This window comes from Sphingomonas sp. (assembly GCF_965200105.1).
GTDB lineage: Bacteria > Pseudomonadota > Alphaproteobacteria > Sphingomonadales > Sphingomonadaceae > Solisphingomonas.
In genome coordinates this window covers 418,618-444,842 of sequence record NZ_CBDATN010000003.1, presented here as the reverse complement: position 1 = coordinate 444,842, position 26,225 = coordinate 418,618, and the positions used below count along the sequence as shown (strand labels likewise).

General features: G+C 70.4%; 19 protein-coding genes. 8 read left to right on the top strand and 11 right to left on the bottom strand.

Annotation, left to right across the window (positions count from 1 at the left end; genetic code table 11):
• Positions 1-31: 31 nt before the first annotated feature.
• The 4 genes from ACOFKX_RS14915 to ACOFKX_RS14900 all read right to left on the bottom strand — a co-directional run bounded on the left by ACOFKX_RS14915 (position 32) and on the right by ACOFKX_RS14900 (position 5,759).
• Positions 32-745, bottom strand: a complete 714-nt coding sequence (locus tag ACOFKX_RS14915) for a hypothetical protein (RefSeq protein ID WP_419827865.1) — start codon at positions 743-745, stop codon at positions 32-34.
• Positions 746-747: 2 nt separating this feature from the next.
• Positions 748-2,082 carry an endo-1,4-beta-xylanase gene (locus tag ACOFKX_RS14910; RefSeq protein ID WP_419827864.1) on the bottom strand — a complete coding sequence of 445 codons (1,335 nt, stop codon included), beginning with the start codon at positions 2,080-2,082 and terminating at the stop codon, positions 748-750.
• 833 nt (positions 2,083-2,915) lie between these two features.
• Positions 2,916-4,736 carry a DUF885 domain-containing protein gene (locus ACOFKX_RS14905; protein WP_419827863.1) on the bottom strand — a complete coding sequence of 607 codons (1,821 nt, stop codon included), beginning with the start codon at positions 4,734-4,736 and terminating at the stop codon, positions 2,916-2,918.
• Between the two features lie 93 nt (positions 4,737-4,829).
• The gene (locus tag ACOFKX_RS14900; RefSeq protein WP_419827862.1) at positions 4,830-5,759 is read right to left on the bottom strand and encodes a 2-hydroxyacid dehydrogenase; all 930 of its coding nucleotides are present in this window, start codon (positions 5,757-5,759) and stop codon (positions 4,830-4,832) included.
• A gap of 179 nt (positions 5,760-5,938) precedes the next feature.
• On the opposite strand from ACOFKX_RS14900, the gene ACOFKX_RS14895 reads away from it, so the two are divergent.
• The 3 genes from ACOFKX_RS14895 (at position 5,939) to ACOFKX_RS14885 (ending at position 6,935) form a co-directional block, all read left to right on the top strand.
• Complete coding sequence (locus ACOFKX_RS14895; protein ID WP_419827861.1) at positions 5,939-6,403, top strand: hypothetical protein; 465 nt, start codon at positions 5,939-5,941, stop codon at positions 6,401-6,403.
• Positions 6,404-6,469: 66 nt separating this feature from the next.
• Positions 6,470-6,625 (top strand): hypothetical protein, encoded by a 156-nt coding sequence (locus ACOFKX_RS14890; protein ID WP_419827860.1) that lies wholly within the window; start codon positions 6,470-6,472, stop codon positions 6,623-6,625.
• Positions 6,626-6,674: 49 nt separating this feature from the next.
• Positions 6,675-6,935, top strand: a complete 261-nt coding sequence (locus tag ACOFKX_RS14885) for a hypothetical protein (RefSeq protein WP_419827859.1) — start codon at positions 6,675-6,677, stop codon at positions 6,933-6,935.
• A 40-nt stretch (positions 6,936-6,975) separates the two neighbouring features.
• Here ACOFKX_RS14885 and ACOFKX_RS14880 read toward each other — a convergent pair whose 3' ends face one another.
• The 3 genes from ACOFKX_RS14880 to ACOFKX_RS14870 form a co-directional block, all read right to left on the bottom strand.
• Complete coding sequence (locus tag ACOFKX_RS14880) at positions 6,976-8,316, bottom strand: HlyD family type I secretion periplasmic adaptor subunit (protein ID WP_419827858.1); 1,341 nt, start codon at positions 8,314-8,316, stop codon at positions 6,976-6,978.
• Positions 8,313-10,037 carry a type I secretion system permease/ATPase gene (locus tag ACOFKX_RS14875; protein ID WP_419827857.1) on the bottom strand — a complete coding sequence of 575 codons (1,725 nt, stop codon included), beginning with the start codon at positions 10,035-10,037 and terminating at the stop codon, positions 8,313-8,315. Before ACOFKX_RS14875 ends, ACOFKX_RS14880 begins: the two co-directional genes overlap by 4 nt.
• A gap of 101 nt (positions 10,038-10,138) precedes the next feature.
• Positions 10,139-15,199: a glycoside hydrolase family 113 gene (locus tag ACOFKX_RS14870; RefSeq protein ID WP_419827856.1), complete on the bottom strand. Its 5,061-nt coding sequence runs from the start codon at positions 15,197-15,199 to the stop codon at positions 10,139-10,141.
• A gap of 253 nt (positions 15,200-15,452) precedes the next feature.
• Here ACOFKX_RS14870 and ACOFKX_RS14865 point away from each other — a divergent pair, with 253 nt between their 5' ends.
• Both ACOFKX_RS14865 and ACOFKX_RS14860 read left to right on the top strand, forming a co-directional pair.
• Positions 15,453-15,890 (top strand): hypothetical protein, encoded by a 438-nt coding sequence (locus ACOFKX_RS14865; protein ID WP_419827855.1) that lies wholly within the window; start codon positions 15,453-15,455, stop codon positions 15,888-15,890.
• Positions 15,891-15,893: 3 nt separating this feature from the next.
• Positions 15,894-17,627: an SGNH/GDSL hydrolase family protein gene (locus tag ACOFKX_RS14860; RefSeq protein WP_419827854.1), complete on the top strand. Its 1,734-nt coding sequence runs from the start codon at positions 15,894-15,896 to the stop codon at positions 17,625-17,627.
• Positions 17,628-17,638: 11 nt separating this feature from the next.
• On the opposite strand, the gene ACOFKX_RS14855 is transcribed toward ACOFKX_RS14860, so the two are convergent.
• Entirely contained in the window at positions 17,639-18,829 is a 1,191-nt protein-coding gene (locus ACOFKX_RS14855; RefSeq protein WP_419827853.1) for an acyltransferase family protein, read from the bottom strand.
• A 204-nt stretch (positions 18,830-19,033) separates the two neighbouring features.
• On the opposite strand from ACOFKX_RS14855, the gene ACOFKX_RS14850 reads away from it, so the two are divergent.
• Genes ACOFKX_RS14850 through ACOFKX_RS14840 form a run of 3 tightly spaced genes read left to right on the top strand, consistent with a single transcriptional unit; the run spans position 19,034 to position 22,634 of the window.
• A complete protein-coding gene (locus tag ACOFKX_RS14850) occupies positions 19,034-20,035 on the top strand; it encodes an NAD-dependent epimerase/dehydratase family protein (protein WP_419827852.1) in 1,002 nt (333 codons plus the stop codon).
• Positions 20,036-20,040: 5 nt separating this feature from the next.
• Positions 20,041-21,507: a lipopolysaccharide biosynthesis protein gene (locus ACOFKX_RS14845; RefSeq protein WP_419827851.1), complete on the top strand. Its 1,467-nt coding sequence runs from the start codon at positions 20,041-20,043 to the stop codon at positions 21,505-21,507.
• Positions 21,504-22,634, top strand: a complete 1,131-nt coding sequence (locus ACOFKX_RS14840) for a glycosyltransferase family 4 protein (RefSeq protein WP_419827850.1) — start codon at positions 21,504-21,506, stop codon at positions 22,632-22,634. Before ACOFKX_RS14845 ends, ACOFKX_RS14840 begins: the two co-directional genes overlap by 4 nt.
• A 10-nt stretch (positions 22,635-22,644) precedes the next feature.
• On the opposite strand, the gene ACOFKX_RS14835 is transcribed toward ACOFKX_RS14840, so the two are convergent.
• From ACOFKX_RS14835 to ACOFKX_RS14825, 3 genes are all read right to left on the bottom strand, one after another.
• Positions 22,645-23,847: an endo-1,4-beta-xylanase gene (locus ACOFKX_RS14835; protein WP_419827849.1), complete on the bottom strand. Its 1,203-nt coding sequence runs from the start codon at positions 23,845-23,847 to the stop codon at positions 22,645-22,647.
• Positions 23,848-23,943: 96 nt separating this feature from the next.
• On the bottom strand, positions 23,944-25,098 hold the full coding sequence (locus tag ACOFKX_RS14830) for a glycosyltransferase (RefSeq protein WP_419827848.1): 1,155 nt from the start codon (positions 25,096-25,098) through the stop codon (positions 23,944-23,946).
• Positions 25,099-25,102: 4 nt separating this feature from the next.
• Complete coding sequence (locus ACOFKX_RS14825; RefSeq protein WP_419827847.1) at positions 25,103-26,218, bottom strand: glycosyltransferase family 4 protein; 1,116 nt, start codon at positions 26,216-26,218, stop codon at positions 25,103-25,105.
• Between the last annotated feature and the right edge of the window lie 7 nt (positions 26,219-26,225).

Sequence of the window (26,225 nt, the reverse complement as noted above, 5' to 3'; positions counted from 1 at the left end):
CCGCCACGACGGAAGGCGGCGGGCATGCTCGTTAGGCCTTGCGCAGGTACAGGCCGACGCCGTCGACGCCGGTGCTGTACGCCATCGTCGGCGCGGTGCCGGGCAGCGCCGCGTAGGGGAAGGCGGCGGCGACGTAGCGCGGGTTGTTGGTGAACGGATCGAGCCCGTCTCCCACCGGCACCGCGCCGCTGACGGCGGCGCCGGCGCGCATCAGCGTCGGCATGGTCGCCACGCCCTTCAGCACGCACGCCAGCCACCAGATGCCCGGATCGAAATATTGGAGCGAGGCGAGCGTGATTGTCTTGTTGCCGGTGCCGCTGTCCAGCGCGATCTCGCCGAGATCGGCCTTGCGCGCGGCGGGCAGCCCCGTGCTCTGATCGTGCCGGTAGATACCCAGCCGCGCGGCGGCGCCCGCCGAGCCGACGACGGTGCAGCGGATGCCGATGCCGTCCACCACCATCTTCTGCTGGAAGGTCATGGGGAACATCACCAGCGTGTCGGCGGCGCACTGGGTCGCGCTCCACGAGCTGATGTAATCGGGCGTGCGGAGCTGGTGGCTGCCCCATGGCCGCGCGTTGCCGTTGACGCGCACCCAGAGCGCCGCGCCGGTCGTGGCGTCGGTGCACTCCCACAGCACGCCGTCGGTCTTGTGCCACCAGGTGGAGCCCACCGCATAGCCCTGCGAGCTGTCGTTGGCGCCAGCCGGATCGGTGGTGGCGGAGAGGTTGTTCTTGATGTCGGCCATGATCAGATCTCCAGGAGGGCGTTGCGGATGGCGGTGAGCTGCGGCTTGGGCTGGTAGGCGGCGTCGTAAGGGCAGGGGCGCTCGCCGGCGGGCTCGCCGAAGGCGGCGGTCCACGCGTTGTAGCCATCGTCGAGCGTCCACGAGACGAGCTGGCCGCCGCCCGACGACACGATGAAGGGCAGCGCCACGTCGAGGAACGCCTTCACCATGTCGGCGCTGATCCGGTCATACTCGAGGATCGAGTATTCGCTGGGATAGCGCGTGTCCTTGGGCACGTAGGACGAGCCTGTGTGGGTATCGAGCTCGCCGACGATCAGCTTCAGACCGTCCGTGACGGTCAGGTTCCGGTAGAAAGTCCGCAGGTTGACGGCGCTGAACGCCAGCCTGTTCTGCAGGTGGCCCTGCGAGTTATAGCCGTCGACGGGGGCGCCAGCGTCGCGCGCCTGCTGGATGCCGGCGCGGACATTGGCGCCGTAGGTGAGGAAGGTGCCGCTGCCCTGCTGCTCCGACAGGTCGTTGCACCAGTAGATGTCGATGCCGGGCAGTCGGCTGCGCAGGCGGCTGAGCGCGAACACGCAGGGCGTGAGGTAATCATCGATTGTGGCGGTGGCGGCGGTGCGCCCCGCCAGCGTCGCGACGGCGGTGTTCCAGGGATTGGTGCGCCAGCCGCCGGGATTGACGTTGGACGAGGTGAACACCTCGTTGATGCCGTCGATATTGGTGATGATGTCGGTGTAGGGCGTCAGCACCGAGGCGAGGAAGTCGATCCGTGCCGAGAGCAGCGTCTGCCAGCGGCTCGGGTCCTGCTGGAGCGCCCGGTCGATCCAGGTGCCGATATCGCGCTTGGGGTAGAAGGCGCAGTGCGCGCGCACCAGCTTGCCGCGCGATCGCGCGTCCGACAGGAAGTTGTTGATCGCGCCGGAGTTGAAGGTGCCGTCGGCCGGGTTGAAGTTGTCGGGCATCATCACGGATCCCGGCACGAACAGGTCGACGTTGGCGGAGATCCAGTCCTTGCGCGTGGCGTAGCCGGTGGGCCCGGGGGCGTTCATCGCGGCGTCGCCCTGGATCGTGGTGCCGTACAGCATCCCCTTGCCGGCGACGAGATCCTTGAGCGGCAGCGGATCGGTATCCGCCGTGTCGCGCCCGACGCGCCGGTTGCCGGACGCGTCGCGTAGCGTGTTCGCGGCCGTGTCGGTCAGCGCGCCATAGGGGATCGGCGGGATCGCGCTCGTCGGCGCGAAGGTGGTGCGGCTCGGTGGTCGTTTGGCGACGGTCGCGAAACCGATCGTTCCGGCCGTGCCGTCGGGTATGTCGAACCCGCTATTCGGTAAGTACATGGTCCAGGCTCCTCCATGCGAGCGTCGCGCAGCCGAAGCGGTCGACGGCGAGGAGCTAGAGCAGGGTGGAAAGCTGTAGGACAGAACAAAGTTGGTACATCGTGGAAGTCACGGCGACACGGCGGTAAATCGCCAGCGACCGCAGATCCAATTCCAACAACGCTCCTCGAGCCGGGCAATCGGCGACGACGCGAGTCGTGCAGGTCGTGCTTCTCGCCCGTGCTTGCTTCCGACTTGTCGCCGCTGAGGGGAGAATGCGGTGCGCGCGCCGTTCGCCGGCGAGATGCTCCGCGCTGGGGAGCGAAGCTGACGCCAGCGCGGGTGGAGGAGGTGTCGGGTCTCTCAGGCGGCTGTCGCCTGCTGAACGAACAGCAGCGCGTCGCGGTGCGGTAAGCTGTCGGGCAGTGCGATCGCGGCAGCGAGCGTCACGATGTCGCGCATCCGGGAGGCGCGACGATGGCGCCCAGGCGATCGCCGCCGCCCAGCCGAGATCGGGCATCATGTGGCGTGCCACCGCCGCCGCCGACGCCGTGGTGACGCCGATCGCGACGAGCACCAGCCCGTCGATCGGGATCCATCGCGCCTTCAGGTCGCGTGACGAGGTGTCGTAGGCGGCGTAGAGCAGCACCGGCGCCACGAACAGCGCCAGCGCCAGCGCCGGGTCGATGGCAAGCTTCGGGTCGGCGGTGGCGGAGGTGAGCGCCAGCCCCGCGCCCGCCAGCGCCAGCAGCGCGGGTTAGGGCACGCCGATGCGCGCCGCGAGCGCGTTGAGCACCAGCACCGCCACCAGCATCGCGCGGATCGCCTCGAACAGGATCATGCGGAACGCCCGATCACGTTGTCCGCGCCGCGCTCCAGGCCTCGTTCTCCTGGCGCAGGATGTCGAGCGGCACGCGGCCGAGGCCGAGCACCGCCTCGTGCCAGTCGGGCAGCGAGAAGCGTTGGCCCATATTGGCTTTCGCCTGCTCGCGCAGGCCGGTGAACACCGAGTGGCCGATCTTGTAGGAGCAGGCCTGCCCCGGCGTCACGCAATAGCGTTCCACCTCGCGCGCCGCGAAGCCCAACGCCTCGCCCTCCTGCTCGACGAAGTAGGCGACTGCCTTCTCGCGCCCCCAGCGATAATGGTGGATGCCGGTGTCCACCACGCAGCGGTTCGCCCGGAAGAGCTGGAACTTGAGGTAGCCGAGCCGCCCGAGCGGATCGTCGTCGTACATGCCGATCTCGTCGGCGAGCTGCTCGGCGTAGAGCGCCCAGCCCTCGGCATAGCCCGAGAAGCCGCCAGTCTTGCGGATGCGCGGCAGATCGGTGTTGGACAGCGCGAGCCCGCCCTCGAACTGATGGCCGGGCAGGCCCTCGTGGTAGACGGTGGTGGCGAGGCAGAACTTCGGCCATTCCGCCGCATCCCGCAGGTTGAAGTAAACGAGCCCCGGTCGCGATCCGTCGAGCGCGGGCGATTGCGAAAAGGCCGACGCCGCGCCGGCCTCGGTCTGCGGCGGCACCCGGCGCACCTCGAACTGGTACTGCGGAATGCGCTTGAAGGCGGTCGGCAGCTTGGCGCGGATCGCGTCCAGCTTGGCGTTGCAGTAGGCGATCGCCTGAGCCTTTCCGGCATCGGTGTTCGGGTAGAGCTGCGCCGGATTCTTGTAGAGCGCCGCCATCCGCTTGCCGATGCCGCCCTTGGTCATGCCCTGTCGGCGAAGCTCGGCGTCGAGGCGGGAGGAGATCGCGCGCGCCTCGTCGAGCCCGAAGCGGTGCACGTCCTCGGGCGACCGGCTGTCGGTGGTGGTGGTGCGGAGCGCCACCGAGTAGAAATCCTCGCCCTGGCGGAGCCGCCACAGGCCGGCGTCGTGCGTCGCCTTGGCGCGCAGTGACTGGATCTCGGCGATTTGCCGATCGATCGCGGGCAGCACCTCGCGCTCGTAGATTGTGGTCGCGCGCGCGCCGTACGTGTCGCCCAGTCCCTTCGCGGTCGCGCGCCTTGCAAGCGAGGTGACGACCAGCGCCTGCGATGCCGGCACGCGCAGCTTCGCCATCTGCGCCAGCGTCAGGTCCAGGATGAAATCGGGCGGCACCACGCCCACGCCCTCGTCGTGGCGCATCCGCGCCGTCTCGGCATCGAGCTGGGTCGCGAAGGCGGAGAGGCGGGAGAGATAGGCGTCGGCATCGGCCGCGGTCGCGATCGGGTGCTTGGTATCGAGGAAGTCAGGCACCGACTGGTAGGCGCCGGTCTGCTGGCTGACGACGTACGGGCTGGGGCCGTAGCCCGAGCCGCCGAAATCGAAACGCTGCACGTCCGCCGCCGAACGCCGCGTGTAGAGGACGACGTCGTAATCCAGTCGATCGGCCGGCGAGAGCGTCGCGCGATCGATGGTGCCGAGCCGGGCGAGCTCGCGCTGCGTCTCGGCACGCTGCGCTGCGCGGCCGGCGTCCGAGAGGTCGGTGAGCCTAGCGCGCAGGTCGGCGTCGGCGCCCTTGTCGAGCCCGAGCTGGGTCGCGCTCTCGGGCCGGCGGCGCAGCCCCGCCTCGAAAAAGCCGTCGAGCAGCTTCGCGAGCGTGGGCGAGCGGCCGGCGGGCGGGGGCGCGGCGATTACCGGCATCGTGGCCGAGACGGCGCTCGCGCCGGAGGCGAGCAGGAAGGCGCGGCGATCGAGCATCAGGCTTACTCCCACGGGGTACGCTGTCGGCGACTTGTCCCCCTTGTGGCCGATGGCCGCAAGGCTGGCCGCTCGATGAGGTCGGCGCCGGCGCTAATCCACCGCCCCGGGCAGCGGACCGCCCGCGAAGAAGGCGTCCAGGTTGGCGAGGAGCTGCGCCGCCATCTCGGCCACGGCGGCGTCGGTCGCGCCGGCGGTGTGCGGGGTGAGCACGCAGCGCGGCACGTCCCGCCAGCGCTCCGCCGGCGTCGGCTCCCGCGCGAACACGTCGAGCGCCGCGCCGCCCAGCGTGCCGTCGCGCAGCGCGGCGATCAGCGCGTCCTCGTCGACGAGGCTGCCGCGCGCGACGTTGACGAGCAGGCCTCGCGGGCCGAGCGCGGCGATCACCTCCGCCGAGACCAGCCCGCGATTGCCGTCGTGCGCGCGTGCCGCGACGACGAGGATGTCGCTCGCCTCCGCCAGCGCGAGCAGGCTGTCGGCGCGCGGCCAGCACGCCTCCGGGCGCGGCTTCGGCCCCCACCATGCCACCTCCATGCGCATCGCGTCCGCCCGCCGCGCCACCGCCTCGCCGATCGCGCCCAGCCCGACGATGCCGATCCGCGCGCCGTTCAGCGAGCGCGTGACCGTCTTGGCGTCGGCGCGCCAGCCGCCGCCGCGCACCGCCACGTCGCCTTCCACGATCCGCCGCCGCTCCGCGAGGACGAGTCCGATGGCGTGATCCGCCACATCCTCCTGGTTGGTGCCGACGGCGTGGCTGACGGCGAGCCCGCGCGATCTCGCCCAGCCGAGATCGATGCCGTCGTAGCCGACGGTGAAGCAGGCGATGAGGCCGAGCGCGGGCATCGCTTCCGCCGCCGCCCTGTCGACCACGAACTCGCCCGCCACCACGATCGCGCGTGCCTCCCCCGCCCGTGTGGCGTCGTCCGCCTGCCAGAGCGCGATCGGATCGTAGCGTGGGGCGAGCAGCGGAACGAGGCCGGCGAGATGCGGTTGGGCGATGGCGACGACGGGGCGGGCGGACATGATGCCGTCATGTCCCGTGCGAACCGAAGCGGTCAACGCCTGCTCACGCTGTGCTACGACTACCGGTGGCGCGGTTTCCCCGCCGAAGGCGCGACCGACGAGTTCCCGCGCCGGTCCCGCCACCACGGCTTCATCCCGCCGTCATGATCCGGAAAGGTCGCGCCCGGCACGCCCGGCCCATGGCTTCGCCCCTTCCCGTCGCGAGCTGCCTGCTCGCCCTGCTGCTCTCGGCAACGGAGGCCATGGCGGGGACTTCCGTCCAGAATACTCGCAACCCGCTCCCGATCGTGGTGCCGGACCAGCCCTACGTGAAGCCGCCCTTCTCGACCGAACCCTCGTCCGGGCCTTCGCTTCCCGGCGCAAGTACCGGCCCGAGCGCTCCGGCGGCGGAGGAACTCGCCGACACCACCCAGGCCATCCTGAGCGCGTGCAATCTCCAGGGTTGGCAGGTGCGGCTCGAGCCCGACGTGAGCGGCGGCAGCATCACGCATGTCGAACTCTCGCCGACCCTCGACGAAGGAACGGTGGACTGTGTGCGCGGCGTGATCGGCGGCCATGACTTCGAGACGGACATGCCCGTCGGCGCGGCCGATGCGACGACGGACAGGCCGGCCGTGCCGCCGTCCAATCCGCCCGGCGGGTGATCGTCCCCCTCGCTTGTCATCTTCGCGTCACGACGCGTCCATCCACGGAGCGCCAGGACCAAGCCCATGTTGCGCAAGATCAACTGCCTGCTTGGCCGCCACGAGCCTCGCAAGTCGGCCGCCACGCTGGACCGCGGCGTGTATCGTTGCTCCTGCCGCTACTGCGGCAAGCCCCTCGTCAACGCGCACGGCCAGTGGGAGGCGGAGCCGCGACGCGGTTGATAAGGCTTGCATTTCCCGCTTATTAAGCACGAGCGGCTATCGTCGTCGCATGACCGGAAACGCATCGTCCTGCGCGGAACTCCTCGCCTACGCGCTCGATAAGAACCTTGGCGTCAAGGTCCGCGTCTCGCGTGAGCCGACGCTGGCGGTGGAGTTGCGCATCGTGCTCGACGGCGAGCCCTGCACCTGGTGCGAGCCGATCGGCGGGCAGGATGTCGCCGCTGCGATCGACCGCGTGTCGCTGACCGCGATGCGCGTGGTGGATTCGCTGATCGCTGCTGATCGCCGGCGCGCGCGCCGCGCCGCCTGAGCGGTTCCGCCGGCCGCGCGTGGCCGGCGCGGCGTCCCCCTCAGCGTTCCGACAGCGCGGGCCGCAGCCGCTCGGTGAGCGGCGCCAGCCAATATTGCAGCGCGGTGCGCGGCCGCAGCACCACCGCCACGTCCATCGGCGTGCCCGGCCGGACGCCGCCGTCGATACCGCCCAACCTCCCGGCGCGGTCGAGCTCGCGGCGTGGCACCGAGACGGTAGCGGTGTAGTAGCTGCGCCCGGTCTTCTCGTCGGTGACGCTGTCCGCCGAGACGCGCGAGACGGTGCCGGCGAGCGGCTCCAGCCCGGTGCCGCGGATGCCCGAGAGCCGGACCTTGGCGGGCTGGCCGGCGTGGAGATCGCCCGCGTCCGCCACCGAGACCTGCGCCTCGACCTGGAGCGCGCCCGCGTCGGGCACGATCTCCATCAGCTTCTGCCCCGCCGCCGCGAAACCACCGACGGTGTTGGACTGGAGGCCGATGACGGTGCCGGATACGGGCGCGCGCGCCGCCGACCGGGCAAGCTGCTCGCGCGCCGCCTTCCATTGGGGCAGCAGTGAATCGAGTTCGGTCTGCGCGGAACGCAGGCGATCGGCATTGTCGCGCTGGCGCTGCTCGGAAAGCTGCATGATCTGGAGCCTGACCTCGCCCGCCGAGCCGCCCAGCCTTGCGATCTCCGAGCGCGTGGCGCCGATGTCGCCGTCGATCGAGGCGGCGGAGCGCTGGAGCGCCAGCACGCGCGACTTGGTGGCATAGCCTTGGCGGTAGAGATCCTGAACGGATGCCAGCTCGTCCTGGTTGAGCGCGGCCTGTCGACCGTTGGAGCTCTGGCGCTCGCGGTTGCCGCCGATCTGGTCTCGGGTCTGGGCGATGCGGGTGCGCAGCACCGCGCTCTCGGCGGCGAGCAGCCCGCGCTGACCGGCGAGGTTCGCTTCCTCGCTGGCGATCGCGCGCGCGGCATCGGCACGCTCGTCCGGATCGAGCGCGGCCCACTCGGCAGGCGCCGCGATGTGACGCCGTCCCGCCTGCTCGGCGCGGATGCGCGCGATCTCGGCCTGGAGGCCGATCACGCGGCTGGCGAGCGAGCGCTCCTGCGCCACCGTCTCGGTGGTGGCGAAGCCGACGAGGAGCTGGCCCTTGCGGACATGATCGCCCTCATGAACGGCGAGCGAGGTGACGATGCCGCCCGCCGCCGTCTGCACCGCCTGGCGGTTGCCCGCGACGCGCACGACGCCACCCAGGTGCACGGCGGCATCGAGCCGCGCCACGGCGGACCAGCCGACGAAGCCGATCGCGAACAGGCCGACGATGGCGCCGCCGATCGCGATCTCGCGGCGGGGATCGGCGAAGGTGGCGGGGGCGTAGGGTGCGAGCGTGGCGGTCATGCGGTCACCGGGTTGTGGGAGACGGGGGCGAGCGCGGGCAGCGCGTCGGCGAGCGTGGAGAGCCGGTCAATGCGGCCGTCGCGCACGACGAGCAGCTTGTCGGCGGCGGCGAGCATGTCGGTGCTGTGCGTCGCGAACAGCACGGTGGCCTTGCGCTGCCGCAGCCGGCCGAGCGTCTTGAGGAACGCCTGCTGCGCGTTGACGTCGAGGTGGGCGGTGGGCTCGTCGAGCACGATCACCGCCGGGTCGCCGAACAGCGCGCGCGCGATCGCCACCCGCTGCGTCTGGCCCGCCGACAGCCCGGTGCCGCCGACGCCGATGCGCGTGTCGTAGCCGTGGGGCAGGCGCAGGATCATCTCGTGCGCGCCGATGCCTTCCGCTGCCGCGATGACGGCGGCGTCGAGATCGAAGCCCGCCTCCTCCTCGCCCAGCATGCCGCGGAAGCGCGAGATATTCTCCTTCACGGTGCCGGGGAACATGATGAAGTTCTGCGGCAGGTAGCCGAGATGGCGGGCAAGCTCCTCGGGCTCCCAGTCGGCGATCGAGGCGCCATCGATGCGCACCTGCCCGCGTGCCGGCGGCGATGCGCCGACCAGCGCGCGCAGCAGCGTGGACTTGCCGGCGCCGCTCATGCCGACGACGCCGATCACCTCGCCGGGCTCGATCGTGAAGCTCGCATCCGCGATCGCCACGCGCTCGCCCACTGGCGACACGACCGTCAGATGCTCCACCGACAGGCGGCCGGCGGGGGCGGGCAGGCGGGTGTGGTCGCGCGGGACCTCGCCGGAGTGCAGCGCGGAGAGCTTCTGGTAGGCGGTGCGCGATTGGAGCAGCGTCTTCCAGCTCGCCGCGACCAGCTCGATCGGCGCCAGCGCGCGGCTGAGCAGCAGCGAGGCGGCGAAGATCGAGCCGCCCGACACCGAGCCTTCGGTGACGAGCACCGCGCCGAGCGCCAGCGCCCCCGACTGCAGCGCCAGCCGGATGAACTTGGCGAGGTGGCTGTGGCGATTGCTGCCGAACGCCGCCTCGTTCTGGAGGCGCGACACCTCGGCGCGATCGCCGAGCTGGAGCCGGGCGAGCGCGCGCGTCAGGCCCAGCGCGCGCACCTCGGCGGCGTAGGCGGTGATCTGGCCGGCGCGCGCGTTGGCGATGGCTGCGGCCTCGCCGGCTTGCCTCACCGGCCGCTCGATCGCGCGCTCGCTGCCCCAGGCGAGCAGCAGCATGACGATCGAGGCGGCGACCGACAGGACGCCGAGCGCGGGGTGGAGCAGGAACGCCGCGATGATGTAGATCGGCGTCCACGGCAGGTCGAACAGCGCGGCCGCCGCCGTGCCCGCGACGCCGGCGCGCAACGTATCGAGGTCACGCATCGCGGCGGCGCGTTCGAGCTGGCTGAGGCCGGGCCTGGCGGAGATCAGGCGCAGCGTGGGCTCGGCCAGCGCCTCGTCCAGCCGCGCGCCGGCGCGCACCAGCAGCCGGGCGCGCAGCCAGCCGAGCGCCGACAGCGTCGCCAGCGCGGCGAGGCCGACGAGGCTCAGCACCGCCAGCGTCACCAGCCCGCCCGTCGGCACCACCCGGTCGTAGACCTGGAGCATGTAGAGCGAGGGCGCGAGGTAAAGCAGGTTGGCAACCGCGCTGAACACCGCCGCCGCGACGAAGTGCGGCCGGCAGAGTTCGAGCGCCTCGCGCACCGGGTTGCGGCGGATGGGGCCTGCGGTCATGCGCGTCCTTGCGAGCTACCCGGGCGCTTCCAAAGCGCGCCCGGGCAGCGTCATGACGGCAAATGCTGAAGCCGCGGTAAACCACCGCGGCTCCGGCCGGTTCAGAGCACGAAGTCGGTGGCGGCGAGCGCCACGCCCTTGTTCATCACGCGCAGGAAGTAGTCGCCCTTGCCGTCGCCGTCGGTGTCCAGGTTCACGAAGGTGGTGTCCTGGTACTGCGTCAGCCACATCGCGCCGGCGACGTGATCGTTGCCGTTGGCGTGCCAGGTAAAGGCCTGGTCGCCGCCCGCGAGCTTGTTGGCGTCAATCCCCGACAGGTCGATCTTATCGCCCTGCGCGTGGTTGAAGTCGGCGATCGTCACGGTCTGCGTCGATCCGTTGGCGGTGCCGAGATCGCCTTCCAGGAAGGCGAACTTGTCGGCGCCCAGCCCGCCGGTCAGCGTATCCGCGCCGCCGCCGCCGCGCAGCACGTCGTTACCGTTGCCGCCGGTGATGAGGTTGGCGAGCGCGTTGCCGATCAGCGTCGCGTTGCCGCTTCCCGCGAACTCCAGCTTCTCGACATTGTCGGCTAGCGTATAGCTGGCGAGCGTGGTCTTCACCGTGTCGGTGCCCTCGTTCGCCGCCTCGACCACCCTGTCGCCCACCGCGTCGACGTAATAGGTATCGTTGTCGGTGCCGCCGATCATGGTGTCGTTGCCGGTGCCGCCGTCGATCGTGTCGTGGCCCGCGCCGCCCACCAGCGTGTCGTTGCCGGCCAAGCCGTAGAGCTTGTCGCCGCCGGTGCCGCCGGTGATCACGTTGTCGAGCGCGTTGCCCGTCATCGTCGCACCGCTGGTGCCGGTGAAGGTGAGGTTCTCGACGTTATTGGCCAGCGTGTAGGTGAGCAGCCCGGTCTTGATCGTGTCGAGGCCGCCATTGGCATCCTCCCTCACCACGTCGGTGAGCGAGGAAACGACGTAGGTGTCGTCGCCCGCGCCGCCGACCAGCGTGTCGTTGCCGCCGACGCTGGTGAGCAGGTCGTTGCCCGCGCCGCCGGTGATGACGTTGGCCGAGTAGTTGCCGGTCAGCGTCGCGTCGCCCGCGCCCACGAAGGTGAGGTTCTCGAGCCCCGCGGCCAGCGTGTAGGTGGCGAGCGTGGTCTTCACCGTGTCGGTGCCCTTGCCCGCATCCTCAACGACGACGTCGCCGATCGAGTCGATGAAGTAGATGTCGTCGCCGGCGCCGCCCTTCATGACGTCGGCTCCGGTGCCGCCGTCGAGCAGGTCGTTGCCGTTTCCGCCGACCAGCGTGTCGTCGCCCGCGCCGCCGTAGAGGTTGCCGCCGGTCGCCCCCGCCGTGACGACGTTGTCGAGCTGGTTGCCCGTCAGCGTCGCGGTGCCGGTGCCCGTGTAGGTGAGGTTCTCGGCATTGGCGGCGAGCGTGTAGGCGAGCAGCGTCGTCTTCACCGTGTCGGTGCCGGCACCCGCCGCCTCGATCACCACGTCGCCGGCGCCATCCACGATGTAGACGTCGTTGCCGGCGCCGCCGTCGAGCGTGTCCTGGCCGACGCCGCCGTCCAGCGTGTCGTCGCCCGCGCCGGCCTGGAGCAGGTCGTTGCCAGTGCCGCCGTCGAACACGTCGTTGCCGCCGCCGCCGACCAGCGTGTCGTTGCCGGCCATGCCGAACAGCTTGTCGTTGCCCGCGCCGCCGGTGACGATGTTGTCGAGCTCGTTGCCGTTCAGCGTCGCGTTGGCGGTGCCCGTGTAGGCGAGGTTCTCGACATTGGCGCCCAGCGTGTAGGTGCCGTAGGCGGTGCGGATCGTATCGTTGCCGCCGTTCGCCGCCTCGACCACCTTGTCGGCCAGCGAGGTCACGACGTAGGTGTCGTTCCCGGCCCCGCCCGTCAGCGTGTCGTTGCCGCCGACGCTCGTCAGCGTGTCGTTGCCCGCGCCGCCGGTGATGAGGTTGGCGAGCGTGTTGCCGGTGAGCGCCGCCTCGCCGTTGCCAATATAGGTGAGGTTCTCGACGTTGCTGGCGAGCGTGGTGTTGGCGGACGTGGTGAGCACCGTGTCTGTGCCCTTGCCCTGCGCCTCCACCACCTGGTCGCCGGCGGAGTCGACGACGTAGGTGTCGTTGCCGGCACCGCCCTGCATCACGTCGTCGCCGGTGCCGCCGTCCAGCCGGTCGTCGCCATTGCCGCCGTTCAGCGTGTCGTTGCCCGCCCCGCCGGACAGCGTGCCGCCGAGCGCGCCGGCGGTGATGACGTTGTCCGACGCGTTGCCGGTGAGCGTGGCGACGCCCGTGCCGGTGTAGACCAGGTTCTCGACGTTGGCCGCGAGCGTGTAGGTGGCGAGCGACGTCTTCACCGTGTCGAGGCCGCCGTTCGCCGCCTCGACGATCGCGCCGCCGGGGGCGTCCACGATGTAGAGGTCGTCGCCCGCGCCGCCGGCCAGCGTGTCGTGCCCGGCGCCGCCGTTCAGCGTGTCGTTGCCCGATCCTCCGGTGAGGATGTTGTCGAGTTCATTGCCCGTCAGCGTCGCGTTGGCGGTGCCGGTGTAGGTGAGGTTCTCGACGTTGGCGTCGAGCTTGTAGGTGGAAAGGCTCGTCAGGATCGTGTCGTTGCCCTGGCCGGCCAGTTCCGTCACCACGTCGCCGGTGGCATCGACGACGTAGGTGTCGTTGCCGAGGCCGCCTGCTATCGTGTCGATGCCCGTGCCGCCGTCGAGCCGGTCGTTGCCGGCGCCGCCGGTCAGCAGGTTGGCGAGCTCGTTGCCGATCAGCGTCGCGTCGCCGGTGCCGACGAAGGTGAGGTTCTCGACGTTGGCGGCGAGCGAGGTAGCGCCAAGCGTCGTCTTCACCGTGTCGGTGCCGCCGCCCGCCGCCTCGATCACCGTGTCGCCGGCGGCATCGACGAGGTAGGTGTCGTTGCCGGCGCCGCCCTCCATGCGATCGTTGCCGGTGCCGCCGTCCAAGGTGTCGTTGCCGCCGCCGCCGATCAGCGTGTCGTTACCGGCCATGCCCTTCAGCACGTCGTCGCTCGAACCGCCGGTGATGATGTTGTCGAGCGCGTTGCCGATGAGCGTGGTCGCGCCGACGCCCACGAAGGTGAGGCCGTGGCTTACGGCGTCGAGCGTATAGTTGGCGAGTGTGGTGCGGATCGTGTCGGCGAGCGTCAGGCCGAAGTCCGCCGGCGTCAGCGAGGTGAGCGTGACGCCCGAGAGCGTCAGCGTCTCGCCGTTGGCCATGTGGAGCATGGTGTCGCTGCCCGACTGGGTGGCGATCGCCTTCACCTTCTCGAAGCTGTCGAGCCCGTAGCCGTTGAGGTGGATCACGTCGCTGCCCGGCGTGAACGCCTGGATGGTATCCGATCCATTGCCGGCGGAGACCGTAAAGGCATCCTTGCCATCGCCGCCGATCAGCAGGTCGTTGCCGCCCTTGCCGTCGATCGAGTCGCCGCCGCCATTGCCGGCGATGACGTTGGCGTTGGCGTCGCCGGTCAGCACGTCGGCGAATTGAGAGCCGATCAGGTTCTCGATGCCGGTCAGCGTGTCGCGGCCGGCGCCGACCGTATCCTGCGCCGCCCCCTGCTTGCCGAGATCGACCGCGACGCCGCCGAGCGCGCTTGCATAGGTGACGGTGTCGCTGCCCTCGCCGCCGTTCAGCGTGTCGTTGCCCGAGAGCGCGCCCCCCATGATGTCGGCGCGGCTGGCGAGATCGAAGCCGAGCTGCCCGTTGGACTTGAGCGAGAACGTGCCCGGATATTTCGCGTTGGTGGCGAGGCTCTGGTCGAGCGTGGTGCCGTTGACGACCACCTTCTGGATGAAGAGGTTCCGGTCCTCCCCGTTGGCGTTGTAGTCGTTGGCGAAGGCGAGCGCGACCGCGCTCGGCGAGGTGCCGGCGGGAATGTCGAAGGTGAAGGCGTGCGAGGCGCCGTCGGCGGCCACCGTCGTGGTGGCGATCACCTTGCCGTTCACCAGCACATTCATGATCGGCGCGACGCCCGCCGCCGCGGTGCCCGAGGCGTAGACCGTCATCGTGCCGGTGGGCTGCGCACCGCCGCCGTCGCCGTCGAGCAGGTCGTTGCCGCGTCCGCCCGCCAGCAGGTCGGCGCCGGCACCGCCGCGCAGCACGTCGTCGCCCGATCCGCCGGTCAGCGTCTCGTTGGCGACGGTGCCGCTCACCGTCTTGCCGGCGGTCGCGTTGTTGGCGCCCGAGAACCACTGCTCGATCACGGGCAAGGCGGCCGAGCCGGCGAGGTGGTACTTGCCGCCCGTCCACTTCATGTCGGTGCTCGTCCAGTCGAAGGCGTTTACGCCCGAGAACCAGCTCGATTCACCCGCGAACGCCTTGAACAGCCCTTGGTAGAGCGTCGCCTGCTCGGCATCGTCGAAGTTCATGTTGACCGAGAAATCGCCGGGGTGCGTGCCGGCGCCGTCGACGTTGCGGTAGCCGATCTCGCCGAACTCGATCGGCTTGCCGTACTTCTCCGACAGCGACTTGTAGAAGTCGATCGGCGACATCGAGTCAAACTTGTTGGCCATCCACTCGTCAGTTGGGATGGTGTTCCACGCCTTGACGACGTCGTCGACGGTCGGCGTCGTGCTGGTGGCGACGGCGACATAGGCGTCCGTCGAGATGACGTCGAGCTTGTCCCAGAAGGGCACGTCGCCGGTGGTGTTGGGGCCGGCCTGGTAGGTGAGCTTGCCCGAATAGACTGCACGCACCTGCGCGATCAGGTCGTTCCAGTAGCCGGTGGTGGAGGCGTTGAGCACGCCGTCCATCTCGGTACCGAGCGACAGCATCTCGGCGCCGTGCGCCTGCGCCGTCTTGGCATAGTCGACGATCAGCGCGGTATAGTTCTTGAACCACTGCGCGATGTCGGTCGGCACGATCTTCGAGCGATCGGTGGCGATCGGCAGGTCGAGGTGCGGGGTGATCGTGACCTTGAGGCCGGCGGCGTGGGCGTTGTCGATGACGGTGCCCAGCACCGACAGGTCGGTGGTGCGCGGCTGATCGATGAAGCTGTTCGACGTCAGCGCCGACTGGAAGTTGCGGCCGACGATCGAGACGGTGTTCGCACCCGTCGCGGCCAGCGCCTTGAGCTGGTTGGTGGTCTCGGCACTGGCAAAGTTGTCGTTGCCGCTGTTGAAGACGATTCCCTGGGTGTCGAATAGCTGAGTCATCGTAATACTCTCGTGGCTCGCTCCGTGGTCTGTCTTAAGGTGAGATCAATAGCGCATCTCCACCAGAAAAGGTGAAGCGCGACTTTACCTCGACAACGGCTTTTCAGTTAGCGGCACGGTAGGGTTATCGACGTCTTGACCCTAGCCGGACCGACGCACCCGTCCGCCTTGCGAACCGATCTGGAAAAAACGCTTTCCTACACGTTGCGCGTCTGCCAAGCAGAACGAACCGGAAACGAACAAGGAGTCGGCCATGTCAACCGCGCCCGTCATCCGCGCGCCCGCGGGCTACGTGCCCGAGCACGCCGTCAGCTTCGCCGCGCAGGACGGCAGCGCCACCGTCGTCGATCGCGGCCACCCGCTTCCCACCGTGGCGACGCTCGGTGCCGCCGGATCGACCCCGCTCGCGGGCAGCGCCTCCGCCTCGACGGTCGCCGGGCCGTTCGCGCCCGATCTCGGCCGCGCGATCTGGCTGACGCTCGCCGGCGTCTGGACGGGCACCGTCCGGTTGCTCCGTTCGGTCGACGGCGGCGCGACCAAGCTGCCGCTCACCTTCGGCGACGGATCGGCGCGCGCCACCTTCACCGTCAACGCGCAGGCGCCCGTCGCGGAGGAGAGCGTGGCGGTGGCGAGCTACTGGCTCGACGTCGCGCTCTCCTCCGGCACCGTCACCTACCGGCTGGAGCAGTAAGCCATGGACATCGTCGCACAGGACATGGCGCAGCAGGCCCGCTCCGCCTCCGCGAAGGCGCTCGCCGCCGCCGGCCAGACCGCCCGCGTCTCGCGCGGGTTGCAACCCGTCGGCAACAACGCCGCGCTTTCCACCAACGCGTCCGCGTCGACCAGCACCAAATATCAGAGCCGCATGGTGCTCTACTGCCCCAAGGGCGCGGACAGCATCAGCCTGGTGTTCGGCGGCGTCTTCTCCTCCACCAACTCGGAGAGCGACATCAGCGTCGCCGCGCCGATGAACCTGAGCTACGCGGTGGTGCCCGGGCCCTGGGACGCCGCGAAGAGCTACGTGCCCGGCGATCAGGTATCCTGGTATCCGGTGGCGGCCACCGGCAACAACCCGCTCTACACCTGCGTCACCGCCAACACGAACTCGATGCCGCGCCCCGGCAACGCGGCGTGGGCGGCGGCGCCGGCGGTGGCGCCGATCCCCATCACGGTGGAGGGCCAGCAGCTCTGCGGGTTGACCGCGCAGACCACGGCGGGCGGCACCGCCGTCACTAAGGGCTGGTTCCAGACCGATCCGTTCGTGCCGCAGGGCGCCACCGGCCCCTGCTATGTCGAGATCCGCGCCTTCGTGGCGACGGCGGGCACGGGCAACTACGCGCTGAACTACGGCCAGCCCTTCGCCAGCGGCAGCTACCTCAATCAGGGCAGCAGCGTCGCCGATCTCACCGCGTCGGGCAACGGATCGGTCAACGCCGCGCCGGGATCGTGCCTCCGCCCGCTGCTGGCGCTGGGGACGCCCGCGATCAAGGACGACGCGCGCGCCGTCGCGATCGTCTCGGACAGCATCGGCACCGGGCAGATGGGCTACGGCCTGTCGGGCACCTATACGTTCGCGAGCGGCGGCAGCGGATACACGAGCGACGACATCGGCCGCGTGCTGACGAGCCCCGATACCGGCGCGACCGCCGGCGCAGTCGGCGCGCCCGCCCGCTTCGTCATCACCAACGTCGCGTCGGGCGCGGTGACGGGCATCCGCATGATCCATTCCGGCAGCTACACCAACGTGGCGAGCAACCCCGCGCAGACGCTGCCCGGCGCCACCCAGACGCTGGTCGGGCAGACGGCGGGGTCGGGGGTGCAGATCAGCGGAGTCAGCTTCGTCACAGGCGCGATGGACGGCGGCGATCGCGGCTACGCGCAGGGCTTCCTGCAACGCGCGCTTTCGGGCGCGGGGATGCGCTGGGCGGGCTTCACCTCGCCCGGTGACGGCATCTGCAACTGGCAGGCGCGCTGCTATGGCCGGCTCGCCTATCTCGCCAAGTCGGGCTGCACGAGCGCGATCATCGCCATCGGCATCAACGACGTGACCGGCGGCAAGACGGCGGCGCAGATGCAGGCGGCGTACTTGCAGCTCGCGCGCCAGTTGAAGGGTGTCGGCTTCTCGGGGCTGTACCTCACGACGATGATGCCGGGCACGTCGAGCAGCGACGGCTTCGCGACGCTGGCGGGGCAGACGGTGGCCGGGTATGACGCGGTGCGCCAGTCGGTGAACGCCTGGGCCCGCGGCGTGCCGGCGCCGTTCGACGGCTGCATCGACGTTGCCGCCGCGATGGAGGCGGGCACCACCGGCAAGTGGGTGGCGAACGGCACGCCCGGCTACGCGACGATCGACGGCAAGCACCCGACCGAGAGCGGCCATCTGCTGGCGGCGGCGGCGGTGACGCAGGCGTTGCCGAAGCTGGTGTGAACTGGTGCGCCTCAGGCGGAGACGGTCGCCGGGCCGCGCCTGCCGACGCGGCCCGCGCGGACGGCGACCGGCGCCGTCCGGGGCGAACGCCGGAGCCGCGCGGGGCTCGCCGCCGGGCGCGCGATCTCCGGCACCGCGCGTTCGGGGCGCCGCGTCGTCAATCGTGCGAGCGTCTTGCGGAGCGGCCGGTCGTAGAGGCGATCGAGCAGAACCGCCGCGACCGCGAGCCCGCCGAGCAGCGCCAGCGCGCGCAGGATCACGGGCAGGTGCAAGCCCTCCGCGATCGGCGTCGCGAGGTCGATCAGCGGCCGGTGGATGGCGTAGACGGGGTAGGAGATCAGCCCCAGCCACTCCGCCGCGCGGGTCTCGCCCGCCACCGGCCGGCTCGTCGCGCCGAACGCCACGAGGAGCGGCGAGCCGATCAGCGCGAACGCCGTATCGTAGACCGGCCGCCACCCCCCGGGCACCGGCGCCGCGAGTGCCGCGACGACCAGAGCGAGCAGGATCGGCAGCGGCAGCGCCGGCAGATGCCAGCCGCCGCGATGGATCAGGATGCCCATGGCGAAGGCATAAAGCATCCTCGCCATACCGCCGGACAGGGTGGCGGTCGTCGCGCCGAGGTCGAGCGTGCCGGCGTGGAAGGCGGCGAGGATCAGGAACGGCACCGCCGCCGCCGCCACCGCGATCAGGCGCGCGCGCGTGAGGTACGCGAAGCAGAGGCCGAAGGCCGCGTTCACCATCAATTCGAGGAAGAGCGACCAGCTCGGCGCGTTGAGCGGGAAGAGATTGCCCGCTCCCCCGGCGAGCGCGCCCGGCAGGAAGGCGAGCTGGAGCGTCGCCGCGATCGACAGCGAGGCGAGCGGCATCGCGTGCGGATTGTGCGTGGCGACCAGCATGAGCTGGTGGACGAGCCCGAGCGCCACGCCCAGCGCGTAGAGCGGCCAGAACCGCAGGGCGCGCATCAGCAGGAAGCGACCGCCGGGCAGCCCGTCCGCCAGCCGCCGGTCATAGGCGTGCGCGATGACGAAGCCGCTCAGCGCGAAGAACAGGTCCACCGCGAGATAGCCGCCCGGCACCCACTGACCGGCGAGCATCCGCGAGGCGTGCAGCACCACCACCATCAACGCCGCCACGCCGCGCATCGCGTCGAGCGCCGGAAAGCGATCGTCCCACGTCGCCGTCGCATCCTGCCGCATCGCCATCCTCCCATGCTGCGCCGCGGCATGAAGGCGACGCCTCGTCGTCCAGCGCGCCGACGGGGCGATCGATCCGGCTCGCAGGACCGGGTGCCCCGAACGAGAACGGATTCAGCGCTCCGCCGACGCGATCGGGCGCCGAGCGGCGCCGTGCGGGCTTGCCGGCGACCTTCGCTTCCGCAACAAGCGCGCGGCGGATACGGGGACATCATGGCACATCTCGTCACTGGCGCGGCCGGCTTCATCGGGGCGCATGTCGCCCGCCACCTGCTCGCGCGCGGCGAGGCGGTGATCGGCATCGACGATCTCAACCCCTATTATCCCGTCAAGCTCAAGCATGATCGGCTCGCCGACGTCGCGGCGTCGCCCGGCGGCGATCGCTTCCGCTTCGCGCAGCTCGACTTCGCCGATCACGAGGCGCTGGACGCCGCGATCGACGGCGACGAGATCGACAGCGTCGTGCATCTCGGCGCGCAGGCGGGCGTGCGCTACAGCCTGGAGAATCCGCGCGCCTATGTGCGCTCGAACCTTACCGGGCACCTGAACCTGCTGGAGGTCGGGCGGCAGCGCCGCGTGCGGCACCTCGTCTATGCGTCGTCCTCCTCGGTCTACGGCGCCAACGTGTCGCTGCCGTTCCGGGTGGAGGATCGCGTCGACTACCCCGTTTCGCTCTACGCCGCGACCAAGCGCGCCGACGAGCTGATGAGCGAGACCTACGCGCATCTCTACCGGCTGCCGCAGACCGGCCTGCGCTTCTTCACGGTGTACGGCCCGTGGGGCCGGCCGGACATGGCGCCGTGGCTGTTCACCTCCGCGATCCTGGAGGGGCGGCCGATCAAGGTGTTCAACGGCGGCAAGATGATGCGCGATTTCACCTTCATCGACGACATCGTCGCCGGCGTGATCGCGGCCGTCGACAATCCGCCCCCCGATGACGGCGAGGAGAAGGCGGGCGGCAGCAAATCCCCCCACCGGCTCTACAACATCGGCAACAACCGCGCCGAGAAGCTCGACGACTTCATCGCCGCCATCGAGGCGGCGTGCGGGCGCGAGGCGGTGCGCGACTATCAGCCGATGCAGCCCGGCGACGTGCCCGCCACCTACGCCGACGTGACGGCGATCAGCGCCGATCTTGGCTACGCGCCGACGACGCCGATCTCGGTGGGCATCCCCAAGTTCGTCGACTGGTATCGCGGCTACACGGCCGCCTGACGGCGATGCTGCTCCGCCAGACCCTGCTCTATTTGCCCGCGCAGATCCTGGCGCCGGCGGTGCAGTTCGCCTCGATCCTGATCTGGGCGCACCTGCTGGCGCCTGCCGATCTTGGCACCGTCACGCTGCTCGTCGCCACGCAGGACGTCTGCTACTCGGCCTTCTTCGGCTGGTGGGGCCTCTACACGCTGCGCTTCATCGCGGGCTACGTCGATCCGGCCGCGCGGCTGACCTACCTGCGCACGGAGACAGCGGCGGTGATCCTGTCGGCGATCGTGGAGGCGGCGGTGGTGCTGCCGCTCGTCCGCTGGGGCTTCGGCGCGGTGATGACGCCGGGGCTCCTGGCATTGGCGGTGGCCTTCCTCATCAGCCGCTCGATCAACTACTACAACGCCGATCGCGCGCGGGCCGAGGCGCGCGTCACGCTCTACAGCCTGGTGCAGGTGGTGGGGCCGGTGATCGGCTTCCTGTTCGGGCTGCTGTGCATCTGGAAGTTCGGGCCGACGCCCGGCGCGGTGCTGGCGGGTTTCCTGGCCGCGCAGATGATCGGCGTCGGCATGGCGGTGGTGCAGTCGGACTTCCTGCACCGCATAGGCCGCCCCTCGACGGCGATCCTCAAGCAGGCGATCTCGTTCGGCGGCGTGCAGACCTCCTCGCAGCTCCTCGCCATCTTGGCGATCAACGCCCCGCGCTTTATCGTTAGCCACCTGCTGGGCCTCGCCGCCGTGGGCATGTTCTCGGTGGGCTACAGCCTCGGCATCCGCGCCTCTTCCTTCGCTGTCACGCTGGTGACGGCAGGGGCATACCCGCTCGTCGTCAAGAAGATGCAGATGGAGGGTAAGGAGGCGGCGTTCGCGCAATTGTCCAAGAACATGGTGCTGGTGGCGCTGGTGGTGGCGCCCGTCGCCTTCGGGCTGCTGGCGGTCAATCGATCGGTGGTGAACATCCTCGTCGCCGAACGCTATCGCGACGTGACGCTGACGGTGCTTCCGCTCGCCACGATGGGCGGGCTGTTCCGCTATCTGCGCGCGCACACCTCGGACCAGGTGTTCCTGCTGAGCCTCAAGCCGCAGTTCGGGACGATCATCGCGGCGTGCGACATCGTCGTCGCGGTCGCCTCCACCTTCATCGGCATCCGGCTGTTCGGCGTGCCGGGCGCGGCGCTCGGCCCGATGGTGTCGGGACTCGCCACCTTCACGCTGAGCTTTCTGCTCTCGCGCACCGTGTTCGGCTATCGCGCGCCGTTCGCCGCCTTCGCGCGGATCGTCGCGGCGGCGGTGGCGATGTGCGCGGCCGTATACGCCCTGCCGGTAGCGCGCCACGCCCCGATGCTGGTCGCCTATGTGGCGCTCGGCGGCGCCATCTACGTCGGGCTGGTGCTGCTGGCGATGCCCAGGGAGGCCAAGGCGCTGCTGTCGCTCAGGTCGAAGCTCGGCGGCCGCTTCGCGCGCAAGGCGGGAGCGGGCGCGTGAAGATCCTGATGCTGACGAGCGAGTTCCCGCCCTTCCGCGGCGGCATCTCCACCTACGCGCGCGAGCTCGCCGAGGCGGCCGCGGGGCGGGGGCACGAGGTGACGGTGGCGGCACCGGCCTATGGTGGCGACCGGACGGGGGAGGACGGCGCGTTGCCGTTCCGCGTCCTCCGCTTTCCCGGCGGCGCCAACACGCCGCGCGCGATCCTCGACAAGATCCGCTGGACCCGCCGGCTCGCGCGCCGCGAGCGGTTCGACGTCGTCCATGCCATCGATTGGCCCTTCTTCCTGCCGCTGGCGCTCTCCCGCTACCGGCGGAAGGCGCGCGCGCTGCTCACCTTCCACGGCACCGAGGTGAACATGATGCGCCGCCGCTCGCGCGCGGTGCTGCTCAAGGCGGTGCGGTTCTGGAGCGGGTGGGCGACATCCGTCACCAACAGCCGCTTCACCGCCGAGCACCTGCTCCGCACCTTTCCCGAGCTGGATGCCGCGACGGTGCGCGCGGTGCCGCTCGGCGTCCGCCCGCCGGAAGGCGCCGCGCCCGATCGCGAGAGCGCGCGCGCCGCGCTCGGGGTAGGGGCGGACGACGTGCTGATGATGACGCTCGGCCGCGTCGTCGAGCGCAAGGGGCATCATGTGCTGGCGGACGCGCTGCGGCTGCTGCCGCAGGAGGTGAAGGCCAGGCTCGTCTGGCACGTCGTCGGCCCGGAAAACGACGCCGCTTACGCCGCGCGGATCAAGGCGGCGGCGGCGGAGACGGGCGTCCGCGCCACCTTCGCGGGCGGGCTGCCGGGGCCGGAGGTGGAGCGCGTGTTCGCTGCCGCCGACCTCTTCTGCCTGCCCGCAGTCTGGGGCCGCAACGGCGAATTCGAGGGCTTCGGGCTCGTCTATGTCGAGGCCGGCTTGCGCGGCGTGCCGGCGATCGGCACCCGGCTCGGCGGGATACCCGACGCGGTGGTGGACGGCGAGACCGGCCTGCTCGTGCCCACCGACGACACGGCGGCGCTGGCGGACGCGATCGCGCGCTTCGTCGAGCAGCCGGAGTTGCGCCGCCGCATGGGCGCCGCCGCGCGCCGCTACGCCGAGGGCATGACCTGGGCGCGCGTGGCCGAACTCACCTACGCCTGAACCGCCAGGCTTACAGGATCGAGTAGCGGCCCGGCCCCCGTGCGCGGCCGATCGCATCGACCACTACGTCCCACAACGGCTTCTTGCCATAGCCCTCGTCGAGCAGCGTCGGCCGTTGCGGCACGCCGTCCGAGCGGCCGCGCTTGGGATCCTTGACAAGCCAATTGTAGCGATCGGTCAGCCCCCAGGCGATCACGCCTTCGCAGCGCGGCTGCGCGAGGCAGACGTCGAGGAAGTCGCGCGTCAGCACCGCGATGTCGGCGTCGCGCGTGCCGGGATTGCCGGGGAACGCGGTGTCGTTGACGTCGAGTTCGGTGACCATGAAGCTCACGTCCATCCGCGCCAGCGCCCGGAAGAAGTCGTCGAGGCCGTTCTGGTTGATCGGGTTGCCCGATTGCAGGTGGCCCTCGATGCCCACCGAGCGGAGCGGCACGCCGCGTCCCTTCAGCCGCTGCACGAGCGCCAGCAGGTTCTGGAGCGTGCGCGGCTGGCCGTCGCCCTGCGACTCGACGAGGTTCTGGTTGATCGCGAGCGGGGTGCGCGGATCGATCTCGTGCGCGGTCTGGAAGGCGAGGTCGATATAATGCTCGCCGAGCTTCTGGTGCCACGCATAGGGCCGCACGCCGCGCGAGTTCAGCGGCTCGTTGGCGACGTTCCACTGGATGAACTGGCCACGATAGCGCGTGACGAGCTGCGAGACGTGATCCTGGAGGAGCTCCGCCGCCTGATCGGCGGTGCCGGCGATGATCTTGGGCGGCAGCCAGTCGGGCAGACCCGCCCAGTCGAGCAGCGCGTGGCCCCGGATCGCCTTGCCGCCGCTGCGCGCCAGCGCGCACACCGTGTCGGCGTTGGCGAAATTGTACGGCCTGTCCGGCTGCGCCTGGAGCTCGTGCCACTGGAAGGCGGAGGCGTGGACGAAGGTGTTGCAGGCGCGCAGGTTGGTCGCGCGATACAGCGGGTCGCTGCGCAGCGGCTGAACGCTGATCGCGCTGCCGAACACCAGCCCCCTCGATGCTGCGAGCGCGGCCGGGTTGAGATCGCCGACGCGCGCGCGCAATGCCGCGAGGTTGCCGAGCGGTGCCGAAGCCGGGATCGGCAGGTCGCTGGCGTGGAGCGCGCCGCGCGTGACGGACGCGACCGCGCAAGTGGAGACGGCGAGGCCCAGCAGGTCCCGGCGGTTGAGGCCGCCCGTCGTGGCGCGATCGTCGTCCATGTCAGCCCTCCGCTTGCCGGCCGATGCGCTAGCCCGATCGGCGCCGCAGGGCCAGAGCGCAGCGACGGGCTTGCACCGATGTAATCCGGCGGAAGGTCAGTGCCGGCGGTCCAAAGCCGCCTCGATCACCTGCCAGTAGCGATCGGTCGCCGCCTTTACGCTATACTCGTCGGCGCGGCTCGGTCCGGCGGCGGCGAGCGTCTCGGCCCGCGCGGGCTCGCTGACCATCGCAATCGCGCGCGCCATCGCGTCCACGTCGTTGGGCGGCACGAGGATGCCGTAGCGCCCCTCGTGGAGGCCGGGCACGTCCTGCCGACGCATGTCGGCCAGGATCTCGGATGGGCCGGAGGCGCAGTTAGCCATCGCTGCCGGCACGCCCAGCGCGAGCGCCTCGACGAGGCCGTTGGGGAAGCCCTCACCGTTCGATGCGCTGAGATAGCAGGCGGCGCCGGCAACGATAGGATAGGGGTTGGCGACGAAGCCGGGCATGACGACGCGATCGCTCAAGCCGTGCCCGGCGACCCGTGCCTCGATCCGCGCACGCTCCGGCCCTTGTCCGAGGATGACGAGCGATAGGTCGCTGCCGCTCGCCGCCAGCGCGTCGACGAGCAGCCCGACATTCTTGCTGGGCGCGAGCCGGGCGACCGCGACCGCATAGCGACCGGCGACCGGCGGCGTCGCCGGCTCGCGCGCCAGCGCGCGGATGCGGGCCGCATCGACCGGGTTGGCAATCGTGACGATCCGGCGCTCGGCGACCCCGAACGCATCGGCAAGATCCTCCGCAATGCCGGCGGAGGGCGCCACCACGCGCGCGGCGCGCGGGTAGGTGGCGCGGATCAGTCCCTTGGCGACCCGTCCCGACGGGCCGGGCTTGAAGTGGCCGGTGGTGTTGGCACGCTCGCTGATGATCCCGGGATGGCGGTGCAGCAGCGAGGCGATCGTCGTCGCGATGTTGGCGCGGGTGAGGAAGGAGAGGGAAAGGTCGGGCTTCCAGCGGCGCGCCAGCCGCTCCACCTGCCCGATCGAGCGCGGCAGGCTCATGCGGCCGTCGAGCTGGTGCACCTCCAGCCAGTCGGGCACCGGATAATGGCGCGGTTCCTGGTCGATCAGCGCCAGCGCCATGTCGAAGCGGTCGCGCCGATCCTCGGAGGCGGCGATCAGCGAGGTCATCACGCGCTCGGCGCCGCCGCCGGCGAGCGAGTTGATGACGAAGAGGACGCGGCGGCGGCTGCCGGCCGTGGCGCTGGTCACGCGATCAGGCCAGGATCTTCTCGTAAACCGCCAGCGTCTTCTGCGCGACGATCGGCCAACTCATGAAGCGCTTGCGATCGGCGCGGAATCGTTCGGGCTCGGCGAGCGCGCGCTCCATCGCTTCGGCGATCGCCTCCGGGCTTTCGGGATCGAAGAAGATTGCGTCGTCGAGTCCGAAATCGCGGTTCTCTGGAATGCCCGAGAGGATAATCGGGCAATCGCGACTGATCGCCTCCAGCACCGCGTTCGAGCTGCCCTCGTGGACCGATCCGTTCACGAACAATGCGCAGCGGTGGTACAGCCCCTCCAGCCGCTGACGCGTGCAGCGGCCGAGCAGCACGATGCGGTCGTCGAGGAGCGGTGGGAGCGCGTCGACATAGGCGGTCTCCTCCAGCCCGCCCGCGATCAGCAGGCGGTGGCGACAGCCCGTCCGGTCGCAGAAGATGCGGAAGCCCTCGATAATGCGGGCGACGTTCTTCTGCGCGGTGACGCGCCCGACCGCGAGCACGAAGGGTGCCTGCTCCTCGGGCGGCGTGGCGGAAAGATGCGAGAGCGGCGCGGGCTCGTCGACGGCGTTGGCGATGAGGTGGACGTTGTCGCGGATGCCGCTCTTCGCAAGCCGGTCGGCGAGCGCGGGGGCGACCGCGATCACCGCGTCGGCGAAGCGCGTTTGATACTCGGCGAGGCGGAAGCCCATCCGCCCGATCGGCCCCCATTTGTCGACGACATAGTCGGCCGAGCCGTAGCGGACGACGACGTGCGCGCCCATCAGCTTGTAGGCCCAGAGGAACAAGGAGGCACCAAGCCCCTGGAGGTGGACGACGTCGGGCTTGATCGCGCGCGCGGTCGAGATCGCGTACAGATAGTAGAAGAGCTTGTCGGTCTTGAGCAGCCGCCTGTTAGGCGCGGGCATCAGCTCGACGCCGCGATAGCTATCGCCCTTCAGCTTGTCCTTGAGGCCGAGCAGGATGACGCGATAGCCCGCGCCCGCGATCAGCGGGAACAGCATCTCGGCGTTCTTCTCGGCGCCGCCCTCGACATCCGGGATGCCGCGCGCGCCGACCACCATGACGGTGGGGATCGCGCCCGATCGCGGACGCCGCCGATTGCGCGCAGCCATCGTCTCT

Bases quoted from the DNA above. Each gene is read 5' to 3' on its own strand.
- ACOFKX_RS14910 (WP_419827864.1), bottom strand. From the start codon at position 2,082: ATGTACTTACCGAATAGCGGGTTCGACATACCCGACGGCACGGCCGGA.
- ACOFKX_RS14900 (WP_419827862.1), bottom strand. From the start codon at position 5,759: ATGTCCGCCCGCCCCGTCGTCGCCATCGCCCAACCGCATCTCGCCGGC.
- ACOFKX_RS14850 (WP_419827852.1), top strand. From the start codon at position 19,034: ATGGCACATCTCGTCACTGGCGCGGCCGGCTTCATCGGGGCGCATGTC.
- ACOFKX_RS14890 (WP_419827860.1), top strand. From the start codon at position 6,470: ATGTTGCGCAAGATCAACTGCCTGCTTGGCCGCCACGAGCCTCGCAAG.
- ACOFKX_RS14905 (WP_419827863.1), bottom strand. From the start codon at position 4,736: ATGCTCGATCGCCGCGCCTTCCTGCTCGCCTCCGGCGCGAGCGCCGTC.
- ACOFKX_RS14915 (WP_419827865.1), bottom strand. From the start codon at position 745: ATGGCCGACATCAAGAACAACCTCTCCGCCACCACCGATCCGGCTGGC.
- ACOFKX_RS14835 (WP_419827849.1), bottom strand. From the start codon at position 23,847: ATGGACGACGATCGCGCCACGACGGGCGGCCTCAACCGCCGGGACCTG.
- ACOFKX_RS14895 (WP_419827861.1), top strand. From the start codon at position 5,939: ATGGCTTCGCCCCTTCCCGTCGCGAGCTGCCTGCTCGCCCTGCTGCTC.
- ACOFKX_RS14860 (WP_419827854.1), top strand. From the start codon at position 15,894: ATGGACATCGTCGCACAGGACATGGCGCAGCAGGCCCGCTCCGCCTCC.
- ACOFKX_RS14870 (WP_419827856.1), bottom strand. From the start codon at position 15,199: ATGACTCAGCTATTCGACACCCAGGGAATCGTCTTCAACAGCGGCAAC.
- ACOFKX_RS14855 (WP_419827853.1), bottom strand. From the start codon at position 18,829: ATGGCGATGCGGCAGGATGCGACGGCGACGTGGGACGATCGCTTTCCG.
- ACOFKX_RS14885 (WP_419827859.1), top strand. From the start codon at position 6,675: ATGACCGGAAACGCATCGTCCTGCGCGGAACTCCTCGCCTACGCGCTC.
- ACOFKX_RS14880 (WP_419827858.1), bottom strand. From the start codon at position 8,316: ATGACCGCCACGCTCGCACCCTACGCCCCCGCCACCTTCGCCGATCCC.
- ACOFKX_RS14825 (WP_419827847.1), bottom strand. From the start codon at position 26,218: ATGGCTGCGCGCAATCGGCGGCGTCCGCGATCGGGCGCGATCCCCACC.
- ACOFKX_RS14875 (WP_419827857.1), bottom strand. From the start codon at position 10,037: ATGACCGCAGGCCCCATCCGCCGCAACCCGGTGCGCGAGGCGCTCGAA.
- ACOFKX_RS14865 (WP_419827855.1), top strand. From the start codon at position 15,453: ATGTCAACCGCGCCCGTCATCCGCGCGCCCGCGGGCTACGTGCCCGAG.
- ACOFKX_RS14845 (WP_419827851.1), top strand. From the start codon at position 20,041: ATGCTGCTCCGCCAGACCCTGCTCTATTTGCCCGCGCAGATCCTGGCG.